We start from the raw sequence: 12,333 nt of genomic DNA, 5'->3' as shown, positions 1-12,333 counted from the left end.
CACGGATCAGCAACGGTCCACGCAGCGCGGCGAGTTACCGGTCGTAGTCCTCGTTGAGGCGGTCGTGGGCCTCGTCGTGCGTGTCCTCGATGCCCTGGCGGGCGCGGTCACGCTGCTGGTCGCCGCGCTGCCCGGCACGCTGGCCGGCCTTCTCGCGGCCCTCCTGGGCGCGCTCCTTGCCCTGCTGCTGCCACTGCTTTCCCTGCTCCTGGGACTTGTCCTTCATACCCATGCTGTGTCACTCCCGTGTGGGTGAATGCGGTCCCCAAGTGGGTGAGGGGACCGGCCTCGACCAGATTCACACGGGCGGTGACCCTGTGCATGTCGATCAGTGACGGTCGGTAGCCGACACCGTCCGGTGCTGTTCGTCGGCGGCGCCGCCCGCTCCGACGAGCCCGGTGCGCATGCCCGTCAGCCGGTCCGCGAACCGCCGCATCTCCCGCTGCCCCACCGTCCCGATGACGCCCGGCAGATACCCGCGCGTCCCCTGCATCCCGCGCAGCCACCACTGCCCGTAGACATGACTGGAGCGCCGCTCGATGCCGTCCACGATCCGGTCCACGGCCGGGCCCAGCGGATACGTCTTGTTGGCCGGCCACGGCAGCCGCTGCCTCAACTCCCGCATGACGTCGTCCTGATCGGCCCCGCGCACCATGTCCGTGTCGGTCCACGACAGATACGCCACGCCCACCCGCACGCCCCGGTGGCCGACTTCGGCGCGCAGACTGTGCGCGTACGCCTCCACACCGGACTTGGAGGCGCAGTACGCCGTCATCATCGGCGCCGGGGTCATCGCGGCGAGCGAGGCGACCTGGAGGAGGTAGCCCCGGCTCTCGGTCAGCGCGGGCAGGAACGCCCGGCCGGTGACCGCCGAGCCGATGAGGTTGACCTCGATCACCCGCCGCCAGGACTGGGGGTCGGAGTCGGCGAACGGACCGCCGGTCGCCACACCGGCGTTGGCGACGACGATGTCCACCCGGCCGAACCGCTCCTTCACCTCGGCCGCCACCCGGGCCATCGCCTCGTGGTCGGTGACGTCGGCGTGCCAGTGGCCGCTCTCGCCGTGCAGCCGCTCGGCGACCTGCTTGAGCGCGTCCGGCTCCAGGCCCACCAGCGCCACCCGCGCGCCGCGCGCGGAGAGTTTGCGGGCGAGCAGCTCGCCGACGCCCCGCGCGGCGCCCGTGACGACCGCTACCTGTCCCTCCAGCGGGAACCTGCTCATGCGCCCTCTCCGATCCGTGCGGTGTCGTTGTCGTTTCCGGTGCCGCGTGCGCGTATGTGCCCGGCGACGAGGTCCCGTATCTTCCCGGTGACCTGGTCCGGTGCCTCCATGGGGGTCATGTGGCCGCGCGCGGGCAGTTCGGTCAGGCCCACGCACTGCGGCAGCGCCGCCGCCAGCGACCGGGCGTGCACCGGCGGCGTGAGCCGGTCGGCGGTGCCCACGAGCACCGCGGCGGGCACCCGCACCTGCCGTGCGCCCGCGTCGAGTTGGAGCGAGTCCAGCACCCGCGACCAGGCGTGGCGCACCCGGCGCGGGCAGGCGTGCACGATCCGGGCGCACGCCTCGACCGCGTGCGGCGCCGAACGCGGGCCCATCGTGGCGTACTTGAGGATCCGCAGGGCGAGCGGCGTGACCGGTCCGAGCGGGGCCCGGGAGCCGAGGATCCGCCGGGTCAGCCCGGTGCGCAGACGGCCGGCCCGCAGCAGCGGCACGACGGTGGCCTCCTCGACCAGCCGCGAACTGCCCGTGCTGCACAGCAGGACGGCCGCCGCGTGCTCCCGGAAGCCGGGCCGCCCGGCCGCGGCCAGCACCGTCATCCCGCCCATGGAGTGGCCCGCGACCACCGCCCGCTCGCCGGGGGCGAGGGTCGCGGCGAGCACGGCCTCCAGGTCGTCGGCGAGCGCCTCGGTGCTGCACACCTCGTGCGCGGGGCTGCGGCCGTGGCCGCGCTGGTCGTAGGCGATCACCCGGTGGTCGGCGGCGAGTTCGCGGATCTGCGCGGCCCAGAAGGCGGTGGAGCAGGTCCAGCCGTGCGCGAGGACGACCGCGGGCGCCCCTTCGGGCCCGTGCACCTCGACGTGCAGCCGGGCGCCGCCGGTGGAGGCGACGGTGAGTTCGCGGGCGGGGACGGGCGGGGCGTACGGGCTGTCGGTGACGCGGGTCGGCCGGCTCATGCCTGCACCTCTGCGGGCCGGGACGCGGCGGGCGCGGGCGCGGGGGCCCCGGTCGCGCCGGTCCCGGGGGTCCTGGACGCCTTGGGGGCCCGTACGACCTCGTACTCGGCGAGGTCCACGCGCCGGGTGGCGCGGCGGAACTCGGTGGTGGTGCCGGGCCAGACGGTGGTGTTGCGGCCGGCCGCGTCCAGGTACCAGCTGGTGCAGCCGCCGGTGTTCCACACGGTGCGCTTCATGCGCTCCTGCACCTTGCGGTTCCAGTCGTTCACCGCGCTCTGCCGGGCGTCGAGGGCGGTCCCGGCGCCGAGGACGTCCAACTGGCGCAGATAGTCGGCCATGTAGTTCAGCTGGGACTCGATCATGAGGATCATCGAGGAGTTGCCGAGGCCGGTGTTGGGGCCGATGACCGTCATGCAGTTCGGGAACCCGGCCGCGGTGGCGCCGCGCAGCGCGGCCATGCCGTTCTTCCAGGTCTCCGCCAGGGTGCGGCCGTCCGCGCCGACGACCCGCTCGGCGATCGGCATGTCCGTGACGTGGAAGCCGGTGCCGAAGATGATCGCGTCGACCTCGGTCTCGGTGCCGTCCGCGGCGACCACGGTCGAGCCGCGGATCTCGCTGAGCCCGCTGGCCACCACGTCCACGTTGTCCCGGGCGAGCGCCGGGTAGTAGGCGCTGGAGAGCAGGATCCGCTTGCAGCCGATGCGGTAGTCGGGGGTGAGCTTGGCGCGCAGCGCCGGGTCCTTGACGGCGCGGGCCATGTTGCGCTTGGCGATCTTCTCGACGAAGCCGAGTTCGTCGGGCCGCTTGGTGAACGCCTGCACCTGGAGTTCGCGGATGCCCCACAGCAGTCCGCGGCGCAGCTGGGTGGTGGCGGGCACCGCGCGGTGCAGGGAGCGCTCCAGGCCGCTGATGGCACGGTCGACGCGGGGCATCACCCACGGCGGGGTGCGCTGGAAGAGCGTGAGACGGGCGACCTGGGGCTGGATGGACGGCACGATCTGGATGGCGGAGGCGCCGGTGCCGACCATGGCGACCCGCTTGCCCGCGAGGTCGTAGTCGTGGTCCCAGCGGGCGGAGTGGAAGACCTTGCCGGGGAAGGTGTCCAGGCCCTTGACGGCCGGGATCTTCGGGTCGGACAGCGGTCCGGTCGCGGAGACCACGACGTCCGCGCTGAGGTTGCCGCCGCTGGTCTCGATCTCCCAGCACAGCCGCTCGGCGTTCCAGGCCGCCTTCTTCACCTCGGAGCCGAAGCGCAGGTGCGGACGGAGCCCGAAGGTGTCGGCGACATGCTCCAGATAGGAGCGGATGTGCTGCTGGCCGGAGAAGGTGCGCGGCCACTCCGGGTTGGGCGCGAAGGAGAAGGAGTAGAGGTGGGAGGGCACGTCGCAGGCGCACCCGGGATAGCTGTTGTCCCGCCAGGTGCCGCCGACGCTGTCCGCGCGCTCCAGCACGACGAAGTCGGTGATCCCCTCCCGGCGCAGGCGTACCGCGGCGCCCAGCCCGCCGAACCCGGACCCGATCACCGCCACCCGTACGTGCTCGTCCTCGTGCTCGGCCATTGAGCGCCCCTCCATGCCTCGCGTGACCCGCGTGCGTGCCGCGGGCCCAGCCTCCAGCGACTCTGCCAGTGAACACTGGCGCAATGGGGAGCGTAGAGGAGCGGCGTACCGATCGGTAGGGGTCGGGGCCGGGAAAGTTACCGGCGGTACAACATAGGCTGCCGGTGTGGCTGAGGACGCTGGACGACCGGACGGGCAGGGCGGCGGCCCGCGCGAGTACCGCATGGAGGAACTGGCGCGGCTGGCCGGCATCACCGTGCGCACCCTGCGCTTCTACCGCGAACGCAAACTGATACCCCCGCCCCGCCGCGAGGGCCGTATCGCCTGGTACGACGACCATCACCTGGCCCGGCTGCGCACCATCACGGCCCTGCTGGAACGCGGCCACACGCTCAGCGGCATCGCCGAGCTGGCCGAGGCGTTCGACCACGGCCGCGACGTCGGCGACCTGCTCGGCGTGGGCGAGCCCACCGAGGAGACCCCGGTCCGCCTCACCCCCGAGGAACTCGCCGACCACTTCGCGGGCGAGGTCACCGCGGAGAACCTGGCCGCCGCCATGGACCTCGGCTACCTCGGCACCGACGGCGACGAGATCGTCCACGTCAGCCGCCGGCTGCTCGACGTCTCCGCCGCCCTGGTCCGCGAGGGCATCCCGCTGGCCGCGGTCCTGGCCGCCGGCCACCGCGTCCGCGCCCACGCCGAGGCCCTCGCCGACCTCTTCACCGACCTCATCACCCACCACGGCCCCGAGAAGGACCTCCACCGCCTGCGCCCCCTGGCGAAGAGCGTGGTGGACGCGGAACTGTCGATGGCCCTGGACCGGCGGCTGAACAAGGGGGCGTGAGGGAGCCGGGACCCTCCGGGGCGCGGAGATCGCGGTCGGCAGGGCCCTACAGGTCGTAGACGACCGTCACGGGCGCGTGGTCCGACCAGCGCTCGGCGTGGGTGGCGGCGCGCTCCACGAACCCCTTGACCGCCCGGCCGGCGAGCTTCGGGGTGGCCAGGTGGTAGTCGATGCGCCAACCTGCGTCGTTGTCGAAGGCCCGCCCCCGGTACGACCACCAGCTGTACGGTCCCTCGACGTCCGGGTGCAGCGCGCGGACGACGTCGGCATAGCCGCCGTCCGCCGGGTCCAGGACCCGGCTCAGCCATTCCCGCTCCTCGGGCAGGAAGCCGGAGTTCTTCTGGTTGGCGCGCCAGTTCTTCAGGTCGGCCTGCTGGTGGGCGATGTTCCAGTCGCCGCAGACCAGGACCTCGCGTCCGTCGGCGGCGGCCCGCTCGCGCAGCTCCTTGAGGTGGGCGAGGAACTCACCCATGAACCGGATCTTCTCGTCCTGCCGCTCGGTGCCGACCTCGCCGGAGGGCAGGTAGAGGGAGGCGACCGTCACACCCGGCAGGTCGGCCTCGACGTAGCGCCCGCTGTCGTCGAATTCCGCCGAGCCGAAGCCGACACGGACGGCGTCCGGCTCGCGGCGGGTGTAGAGGGAGACGCCCGCGCGGCCCTTGGCTGCGGCGGGGGCGTGCACGGCGTGCCAGCCGTCGGGCGTGCGCACCTGCTCGGGCAGCTGCTGCGGCTCGGCGCGCACCTCCTGGAGGCAGAGCACGTCGGCGCCGGTCAGCGCGAGCCACTCCACGAAGCCCTTCTTCGCGGCGGCACGCAGTCCATTGACGTTGGCGGAGGTCACAGTGAGCACTCGGGCACTTTACCGGCACACTGGACGGGGTCCCGTAAGAGACCCGAGGCACCCTCTCCCGTTACCCACTGCATCGATATACGGTATCTAACATGTTCATTCGTCCTGTCGCCTTCGACCACCCCGACGCCGTCAAGCTGAACGACGAGGTCCAGGCCGAGTACCACGTGCGCTACGGCGACGGCGGCGACGCCACCCACCTGGACCCGGCCGACTTCCGGCCGCCGCACGGCGTCTACCTGATCGCCTACGACGAGGACGGCACCCCCGTCGCCACCGGCGGCTGGCGCAGCCAGGACAAGAACGCCGAGGGCAACGAGGACGGCGACGCCGAGCTGAAGCGCATGTTCGTGATCGAGTCGATGCGCGGCCGGGGCCTGGCCCGCCGCATCCTCGCCGCACTGGAGGAGGACGCCCGCGCGGCCGGCCGCGTCCGCATGGTCCTGGAGACCGGAGACCAGCAGCCCGAGGCCATCGCCCTGTACGCCTCCAGCGGCTACGAACCCTGCGCCAAGTTCGGCTACTACCGGGAGTACGAGTCGAGCCTCTGCTACGCCAAGCCGCTGCGGTGACGGCGGGCGGCCGGGCGGGCGCCGGGAACGGAACCCCGCCCTGTCAGTGGCGCCGTAGATGATCTGCCCCATGACACATGGTTCCCGAGACGCCCGGCGCCGCGGCGCGGGGGCCGCGGCGCCCCCCGCCTGGGGAGTCCAGTACACGCTGAGCCTGCCGGACGAGGACGCCGCCCGCGCCGCCGCGGCTGAGCTGTCCGGGACCGGGCACCGTCTGACGGCGGTGCGCGTCCATGATCACTTCAGGTTCGATCCGTCGAGCTTCTGGCACGGCCGGCCGTCGATGGACCCCGGCCTGGAGGGGTGGTGGCAGGTCTTCTCGCTGGCCGTCCACAGCGGGTACGAGCGCCTGGCGCTCGAACCGTTCCTCCGGAGCGAGCGGATCCGGGTGGCCCAGGTCGCCCGTGCCCACGGCGGATTCCAGCAGGGGTACAGCGAGGGGCATGCCACGACTCTCGAAAGGGGCTTCGTACGGGACGGCCTGGTCCATGAGCGGGCCGGTGCCGATGTCGCCCTTCCGAGTCCGCTGCCCGAGGACCCCGCGCGTCCCCCGGCCGGACCGCCGTGGAAGAACAGCGGAACCGGTGAGCCCGCGACGCTGGTCCGGGCCGCGGTGGCGGTCGCCGAACGCATGTACGGCAGCGCGGAGGGCGCGCCCGACGCCGTGGGGTGGCTGCTCGACGAGGAGTTCGCGTTCGGCGATCCCTATGAGACGGCGGACGAGTTCCTCGGCGAACTCGCGGACGCCGTGGCGCACCAAGGCACCTGCGGGGCCGCCACGGTCGAGGCGGTCCCGTTCCTCATGGAACTGGTCCGCGACGACGGCGTCGCGCCCGGCAGCCGGTTGATTCTGCTCGGCGACCTGCTGCGGCTCGCCGCTTCGGGGCCGGCGACCGCGGTCTCCCTGGCCGACCGCTTCACCGCGCTCGGGGACGCCCCGCAGGAGTCTGCGGCTGAGCACCTGACCCGGCGGGCCATCGGCAGCGATCTGCCGGGGCTGCTGTCCCGCTGGGATGCCGGACCCGATGCCGTCCGCTTCGCCCTCACCGCCCTCGCGGCGCTCTGCGGCGCTCGTGACCAGCGCGTACTCTCAGGTCTCGCCGTTCTTCCGGCGCCGCCGGGCAGCTCCCGCGCGGATGTCGTGTCGTTGATGGCGGCCCTGCTCGGCGACGACCGAGAAGGACTGGCATCCGCGCTGGACCGCCTGAGCTCCTGGCTGCCGCCCGTCGCAGAGAAGGGAGCCAGCCCGAACGTGGATCGCCGGACCCTGGGACTGGCCGTCCTCCCGGACCTCGTCCTCGAAGACCTGGCGCATGCGTCTGACCGGGCGGGACGGAGCTGTTGAGGACCGCTTCCCAGCTGACCGGAGATCCTTCCCGCACTTGGACGCGCCGCGGGCGATGTCAGTGGCGGGCAGTTGAATGAGGCCATGACTGTCCACACGCTGGTGGCCCTGCTGCCCGATCCCGATGTTCTGCGTGTCCGCTGTCGGGCACTGGCACTGCTCGATGCCATCCTCGACGCGAGCGCTCCCACCCACTCGTTCGTCTCCGACTGGCGCGAAGACGTCGATCTGGCCTTCATGGACAACGGTTCTGGTGACCAGTACGCCGTCGTGTTCGATCCGGCCGGGGTGTTCCTCTACGGGTTCGATCACGAGAGTGATGCCACACCATGGCGAGAGCGGCCCCGCGCGCACTGGCCTGGCCTCCTCGACGGTCTGCCCTCGTCGCTCGCGCACTATCCGGCGGCACCGGAGTTCCAGTTCGACGGGTTCTTCGACGCGACGGTGTGCGTGTGGCGCGAGAAGGATGCTGAGGCGTGGCAGTGCGGTCCGGTCACGTACGACGACGAGTCGGACGGGAGCGACTGGCTGTTCGGCCTTCTCACCGACGGCAGCACGGACGCCTACGTCAGCTTCGCCGAGGACTGTTTCGAGCGGACCATCGACCGTGACGCCGTGACGGCAGTCCTGGCTCGGACGCCGCTGACCCGTCGGACGGTCGCCTCGTTGTCCTCCACGGCCGACTTCGCGACAGTGGCCGCGCAGGCTCGCGCGCTGGGCTATGCCGTCCAGGACCGGCCCGCGCTCTGACCCCGTGGAGAGGGTTCTCTGTCCTAAGCGCCACGGCCGGCGTCCGGCCGTTCGCCGTTGTTCCACAGGACGGGCAGGGCGCCGACGGACCCGAACCGGATCCGCGGGTCGCTGCTCTGGACCAGGCAGATCAGACGGCGGCGAAGTTCGGCTGCCTGGCGGGCACGGACGGCGATGATGTCCAGGACGACCTGTGCCGCCCTGGGGCAGGTCGTCGCGAACCGGTCGTAGCGGGAGACGACGAGGACCAGTCCGGCGCCCTCGGGAGCATCGTCGTAGCCGCCGTAGCAGGCCACGTCGCCGAGGCAGTCGTTGAACGCGTCCAGGTTGTGCCCGTAGTAATCGGGGAAGTCCAGGGCCGCGGCCATGGCACGGTGCATGTCCCGCTCCGTGTTCCACTGGCCGGCGTCCAGGCGGATCACGCGGAAGCCGCGGCTTTCGAGACGTTCGGTCGCCTGGGTGAGGAGACGGAAGAGCTCCTCGACGGAAGTTGAGCCGTGCACGCCAACGGTTCCCTGCTGGTCGATCAGCATCGCCGCGGCCGACCCGCCATCCCGGGTCCGGAGATCTGCACGACCACCTGGGGCCTTCGCACCACGAGCGGGGATCACACGCGCCCACCGACGGCGCCAGAACGTCAGACGCGCCGAACCCACCCCCGAAACCCAGGCCGACGACCGCCGGACACCCACCCCCGGCATCGGCCTCGTTCGGACGCACTCCGAACAAATACCGGAAACGCCGAGATCCCGTCCGATCGATCAGATCGGACGGGATCTCGTGATGCGTGGACCTGAGGGGATTTGAACCCCTGGCCCCCTCGATGCGAACGAGGTGCGCTACCGGACTGCGCCACAGGCCCTTGCAACGAGTGAAACTCTAGCATCCTCATCCGGCTGGTTGGAAATCCGTTCCCGGCCTGGTCAGCGGGCGGGGTGCCGGGGGGCTTCTGAGGCGGTGTCACCGGGGCCGGGCGGCTACTCGTTGGCCGCGCGCGGCCGGTCGCCGTCCTCGTACTGGTCGAAGAGCGGGGTGCGCCCGCGCTCGCGGGAGCGGCGGGCCGAGGCGGCGCGGCGGGCGTCGCTGCGGCCGTCGGCGGCCGGGCGGTCCTCCGCGCCCGCCGCGGCGTCCGGGGCGGGCGCCTGCGGCTCCTCGGCGGCGGGGGCCGCCTCCTGCTCGGGCAGGGCCGCGGAGGAGCGCGCCGAGCTCCAGGTGTCCGGGGCGCCGAGGTCGACGTCCGAGGTGGCGCGCGGGGCGACCGGCGCGGTCACGTACGTCGGCAGCGGCACGGGCACCGGCTCCCAGCTCTCGCCCCGGCCGGGGCGCCGCCTGCGCTCGCGCTGCTGCTGGTCGAGCCACTCGGCGTGGTCGGTCTGCTCGACCAGGGCGCGCCGGTCGGCGGCGAGCGCGGAGAGGCCGGGATCGGTCTCCGGTTCGGGGCCCGCGTCGGGTTCCTCGGTGTCCGCCTCCGTGTCCGGGCCCAGGGCGGCGCGGCGGCGCGGCTGGCGCCGGTTCTCCCGCAGCCGCTGCGCGGCGGCCTCGGCAAGGCGGCGGTCCATCTGGTAGGCGAAGCGGTTGCGCTCCTGGGTGCGCAGATAGGCGATGTACGCGCTGAGCAGCACGGCGGGCGCGGCCGGTGCCCACAGGAAGGCGAGCCCGCCGACCGCGGCGACGACGGCGCCCACGGTGAAGGCGAGGAAGAGGACGACCGTGGTGCGGCGGCGGCGCGCGAGCACCCGCGTACGCCGGGCGCGGGCCGCGGCGGCTTCCGCGCCGGGGGCACGCCGGGCCGCCGGGATCCGGGTACGGGCCGGCACGTCGTCGGCACCGGCCGGCTGCGGCACCGGAGCGGAGTCCGGCGCGCTCGCGGGCGCGGGCACCTCCGCGCGCTCGCGCGGCGGCTGCGGCCGGTTCCGGGCCGCGTGCCGCTCCCGTACCGGCTCGCGCGGCTGGTCGCGTTCCGCCGCTCGCCGCTGGTCCCGTTCCGGTGTGCGGCCCGGGGGCACGGCGAAGGCCCGGACGTCCACCGGGTCGGTGACGGCGTCCGGATCGGCGGCGCTGGGCTCCCCCTCCTCGGTGGAGCGCGCCCTGAGGTCCCTGGCGTAACGGCGCTCCATGCCCGCCCGTCCGGACAGCAGCCGGATGGCGGTGCTGAAGCGTTCCGTCGGACGGGCCTCGTTCAGCTCGTCCTGCCTACGGAGCCACATCGGCACCAAGTAGGCGGCCCAGGCCCCGACAATGACTGCGTAGATGAGGCCGCTGCTGCTCACGTCTCACACCGTAGAGGGGTTTGCATCTGGCCATCGGCCAATTGAGCCGGTGTGTCGCACGATCTGGCTGATATTTCGAACTTTTTTTGCGACCGATGCGATCAGCAGACCGTCAAAGTGGGGAAATTCCCCGCACGAGTGTGATCGCACACCGGCCGAATTCGAACACTTATTCAATTTCCGGGGCTCGTTCCGCCACCGGGCGTGTTGCCCGAGGCGCGCGCGGCGCGGGTGCGGCGCCAGCGGCTCAGCAGTCCGTCCGGCACCTCCTCGGCGGTCAGCGCGAAGACCAGGTGGTCCCGCCAGGCCCCGTCGATGTGGAGATATCGGGGCCGCAGCCCCTCCTCGCGGAATCCGAGTTTCTCCACGACCCGGCGGCTCGGGCCGTTCTCCGGGCGAATGCAGACCTCCAGGCGGTGCAGCCCGACCGCGCGGAAACAGTGGTCCACGACCAGCGCCACGGCCGTGGGCATGACCCCGCGGCCCGCCACCGCCTCGTCCACCCAGTAGCCGACGTGCCCCGAGCACATCGAGCCCCAGGTGATCCCGGCCACCGTCAACTGCCCGACCAGGCGCCCCTCGTGCTCGATGACGAACGGCAGCATCCGGCCCGCCCTGGCCTCCGCGCGCAGATGCCGCACCATCTGCCGGTAGGTCGGCCGGTGGGTGAGGGGGCCGCCGGGCGCGGGCGGCGGGATCGTCGCCTCCCAGGGCCGGAGCCAGTTCCGGTTGCGCCGGTTGACCTCGCGCCAGGCCCGCTGGTCGCGCAGCCTTATCGGCCGCAGGACGACATCGCCCTCGGCGAGCACCACGGGCCAGGCGGGGCCGTTCAGCTCGCACCCCCGTCCTCGGCGGCGGGCCGGGGATGGTCGCCGCCGCGCACCTGGTCGACCGCGTGCGTCAACAGCGGCTCCAGCACCGCCAGTCCGTCCTTCACCCCGCCGGTGGAGCCCGGCAGGTTGACGATCAGGGTCCGTCCGGCGACCCCGGCCAGCCCGCGGGACAGCGCGGCGGTCGGCACCTTCCGGCGGCCGAAGGCCCGGATCGCCTCGGCGATGCCCGGCACCTCGCGGTCGATCACCCGGCGGGTCGCCTCCGGGGTGCGGTCGGTGGGCGAGATGCCGGTGCCGCCGGTGGTGACCACGACGTCGTACCCGGCCTCGACGGCGGCGCTCAGCACGGCCCGGACCGGGTCGCCGTCCGGGACGACGCGCGGCCCGTCGACGGCGAAGCCGAGACGGCCGAGGGCCGCGGCGATCAGGGGCCCGCCCCGGTCCTCGTAGACCCCGGCGGCGGCCCGGTTGGAGGCGGTGACCACCAGCGCCCGGTACGGCGCGGCGGGCGCACCGCCGGACGGTGTGCCGCCGGGCGGCGTGTCGAGTGTCATGCCCGGCTCCAGTCGCCCGACTTGCCGCCCGTCTTCTCCTCGACCCGGACGTCCGTGATGACCGCCCCCTTGTCCACCGCCTTGACCATGTCGACCACGGTGAGCGCGGCGACACAGACCGCGGTGAGCGCCTCCATCTCCACGCCCGTGCGGTCCGTCGTCCTCACGGTCGCCGTGATCTCCACGGCGTCGTCCGCGACCGACAGGTCCAGTTCCACACCCGACACCGACAGCGGGTGGCACAGCGGGATGAGGTCCGGGGTGCGCTTGGCACCCATGATCCCGGCGATCCGCGCGGTGGCCAGGGCGTCGCCCTTGGGGACGCCCTCGCCGCGCAGCAGCTCGATCACGCGGGGCGCGACACGGACGCGTCCGCTGGCGCGGGCGGTGCGCGCGGTCACGTCCTTGCCGGACACGTCGACCATCCGGGCGGCGCCCGCCTCGTCGAGGTGCGTGAGGCGGCCTTCGGGTCCCTCGGGGCGAGGCGCCGCGGCGCGGGGGTCGTGCGGGGGTCGGTCCTGCGTGCTCATGCTCGTGTGGCGCTCCCGGTCCGGGCCCGGCGCGGTGCGGCGCGCGGGCCT

The 12,333-nt window shown here is 73.0% G+C and carries 14 protein-coding genes and 1 tRNA gene; 4 read left to right on the top strand and 11 right to left on the bottom strand.

All coding sequences use genetic code 11. The features are described from left to right. Positions 1–34: 34 nt before the first annotated feature. From B086_RS0113105 to B086_RS0113090, 4 genes are all read right to left on the bottom strand, one after another. Positions 35–232 (bottom strand): hypothetical protein, encoded by a 198-nt coding sequence (locus tag B086_RS0113105; RefSeq protein WP_026252374.1) that lies wholly within the window; start codon positions 230–232, stop codon positions 35–37. 96 nt (positions 233–328) lie between these two features. Beyond that, the gene (locus tag B086_RS0113100) at positions 329–1,222 is read right to left on the bottom strand and encodes an SDR family oxidoreductase (protein WP_018566867.1); all 894 of its coding nucleotides are present in this window, start codon (positions 1,220–1,222) and stop codon (positions 329–331) included. Continuing rightward, on the bottom strand, positions 1,219–2,175 hold the full coding sequence (locus tag B086_RS0113095) for an alpha/beta fold hydrolase (protein ID WP_018566866.1): 957 nt from the start codon (positions 2,173–2,175) through the stop codon (positions 1,219–1,221). The genes B086_RS0113100 and B086_RS0113095 overlap by 4 nt, the downstream gene beginning before the upstream one ends. Beyond that, entirely contained in the window at positions 2,172–3,734 is a 1,563-nt protein-coding gene (locus B086_RS0113090) for a flavin-containing monooxygenase (protein WP_018566865.1), read from the bottom strand. Before B086_RS0113090 ends, B086_RS0113095 begins: the two co-directional genes overlap by 4 nt. Positions 3,735–3,957: 223 nt before the next feature. On the opposite strand from B086_RS0113090, the gene B086_RS0113085 reads away from it, so the two are divergent. After that, positions 3,958–4,578 carry a MerR family transcriptional regulator gene (locus B086_RS0113085; RefSeq protein ID WP_018566864.1) on the top strand — a complete coding sequence of 207 codons (621 nt, stop codon included), beginning with the start codon at positions 3,958–3,960 and terminating at the stop codon, positions 4,576–4,578. A gap of 46 nt (positions 4,579–4,624) precedes the next feature. Here B086_RS0113085 and B086_RS0113080 read toward each other — a convergent pair whose 3' ends face one another. Further along, positions 4,625–5,428, bottom strand: a complete 804-nt coding sequence (locus B086_RS0113080; protein WP_018566863.1) for an exodeoxyribonuclease III — start codon at positions 5,426–5,428, stop codon at positions 4,625–4,627. Positions 5,429–5,520: 92 nt separating this feature from the next. Between B086_RS0113080 and B086_RS0113075 the strand changes: the two genes are divergently transcribed. The 3 genes from B086_RS0113075 to B086_RS0113065 all read left to right on the top strand — a co-directional run bounded on the left by B086_RS0113075 (position 5,521) and on the right by B086_RS0113065 (position 8,095). Further along, positions 5,521–6,000 (top strand): GNAT family N-acetyltransferase, encoded by a 480-nt coding sequence (locus B086_RS0113075; protein WP_018566862.1) that lies wholly within the window; start codon positions 5,521–5,523, stop codon positions 5,998–6,000. Positions 6,001–6,070: 70 nt separating this feature from the next. Continuing rightward, the gene (locus B086_RS0113070; RefSeq protein ID WP_106436075.1) at positions 6,071–7,345 is read left to right on the top strand and encodes a hypothetical protein; all 1,275 of its coding nucleotides are present in this window, start codon (positions 6,071–6,073) and stop codon (positions 7,343–7,345) included. Positions 7,346–7,429: 84 nt separating this feature from the next. Next, the gene (locus B086_RS0113065) at positions 7,430–8,095 is read left to right on the top strand and encodes a hypothetical protein (protein ID WP_018566860.1); all 666 of its coding nucleotides are present in this window, start codon (positions 7,430–7,432) and stop codon (positions 8,093–8,095) included. Positions 8,096–8,118: 23 nt separating this feature from the next. Here the strand turns inward: B086_RS0113065 and B086_RS0113060 are convergent, their stop codons facing one another. The 6 genes from B086_RS0113060 to moaC form a co-directional block, all read right to left on the bottom strand. Then, the gene (locus B086_RS0113060) at positions 8,119–8,598 is read right to left on the bottom strand and encodes a barstar family protein (RefSeq protein WP_234021263.1); all 480 of its coding nucleotides are present in this window, start codon (positions 8,596–8,598) and stop codon (positions 8,119–8,121) included. 285 nt (positions 8,599–8,883) lie between these two features. Continuing rightward, positions 8,884–8,957 (bottom strand) — tRNA-Ala (locus B086_RS0113055). 115 nt (positions 8,958–9,072) lie between these two features. Beyond that, positions 9,073–10,365: a gephyrin-like molybdotransferase receptor GlpR gene (gene glpR, locus B086_RS0113050; protein ID WP_018566858.1), complete on the bottom strand. Its 1,293-nt coding sequence runs from the start codon at positions 10,363–10,365 to the stop codon at positions 9,073–9,075. A gap of 173 nt (positions 10,366–10,538) precedes the next feature. Beyond that, positions 10,539–11,174: a GNAT family N-acetyltransferase gene (locus B086_RS39955; protein ID WP_106967344.1), complete on the bottom strand. Its 636-nt coding sequence runs from the start codon at positions 11,172–11,174 to the stop codon at positions 10,539–10,541. A 20-nt stretch (positions 11,175–11,194) separates the two neighbouring features. Then, the gene (locus tag B086_RS0113040) at positions 11,195–11,752 is read right to left on the bottom strand and encodes a MogA/MoaB family molybdenum cofactor biosynthesis protein (RefSeq protein WP_018566856.1); all 558 of its coding nucleotides are present in this window, start codon (positions 11,750–11,752) and stop codon (positions 11,195–11,197) included. Next, the gene (gene moaC / locus B086_RS0113035) at positions 11,749–12,282 is read right to left on the bottom strand and encodes a cyclic pyranopterin monophosphate synthase MoaC (protein ID WP_018566855.1); all 534 of its coding nucleotides are present in this window, start codon (positions 12,280–12,282) and stop codon (positions 11,749–11,751) included. The genes B086_RS0113040 and moaC overlap by 4 nt, the downstream gene beginning before the upstream one ends. Positions 12,283–12,333: the final 51 nt, after the last annotated feature.

This window comes from Streptomyces sp. PsTaAH-124, assembly GCF_000373685.1.
Lineage (GTDB): Bacteria > Actinomycetota > Actinomycetes > Streptomycetales > Streptomycetaceae > Streptomyces > Streptomyces andamanensis.
This window is presented reverse-complemented; position numbering and strand designations above follow the sequence as displayed.

Coding starts and splice junctions, on each gene's coding strand:
- B086_RS0113105 (WP_026252374.1), bottom strand. CDS start 232: ATGGGTATGAAGGACAAGTCCCAGGAGCAGGGAAAGCAGTGGCAGCAG.
- B086_RS0113100 (WP_018566867.1), bottom strand. CDS start 1,222: ATGAGCAGGTTCCCGCTGGAGGGACAGGTAGCGGTCGTCACGGGCGCC.
- B086_RS0113095 (WP_018566866.1), bottom strand. CDS start 2,175: ATGAGCCGGCCGACCCGCGTCACCGACAGCCCGTACGCCCCGCCCGTC.
- B086_RS0113090 (WP_018566865.1), bottom strand. CDS start 3,734: ATGGCCGAGCACGAGGACGAGCACGTACGGGTGGCGGTGATCGGGTCC.
- B086_RS0113085 (WP_018566864.1), top strand. CDS start 3,958: ATGGAGGAACTGGCGCGGCTGGCCGGCATCACCGTGCGCACCCTGCGC.
- B086_RS0113075 (WP_018566862.1), top strand. CDS start 5,521: ATGTTCATTCGTCCTGTCGCCTTCGACCACCCCGACGCCGTCAAGCTG.
- B086_RS0113070 (WP_106436075.1), top strand. CDS start 6,071: ATGACACATGGTTCCCGAGACGCCCGGCGCCGCGGCGCGGGGGCCGCG.
- B086_RS0113065 (WP_018566860.1), top strand. CDS start 7,430: ATGACTGTCCACACGCTGGTGGCCCTGCTGCCCGATCCCGATGTTCTG.
- B086_RS0113040 (WP_018566856.1), bottom strand. CDS start 11,752: ATGACACTCGACACGCCGCCCGGCGGCACACCGTCCGGCGGTGCGCCC.
- moaC (WP_018566855.1), bottom strand. CDS start 12,282: ATGAGCACGCAGGACCGACCCCCGCACGACCCCCGCGCCGCGGCGCCT.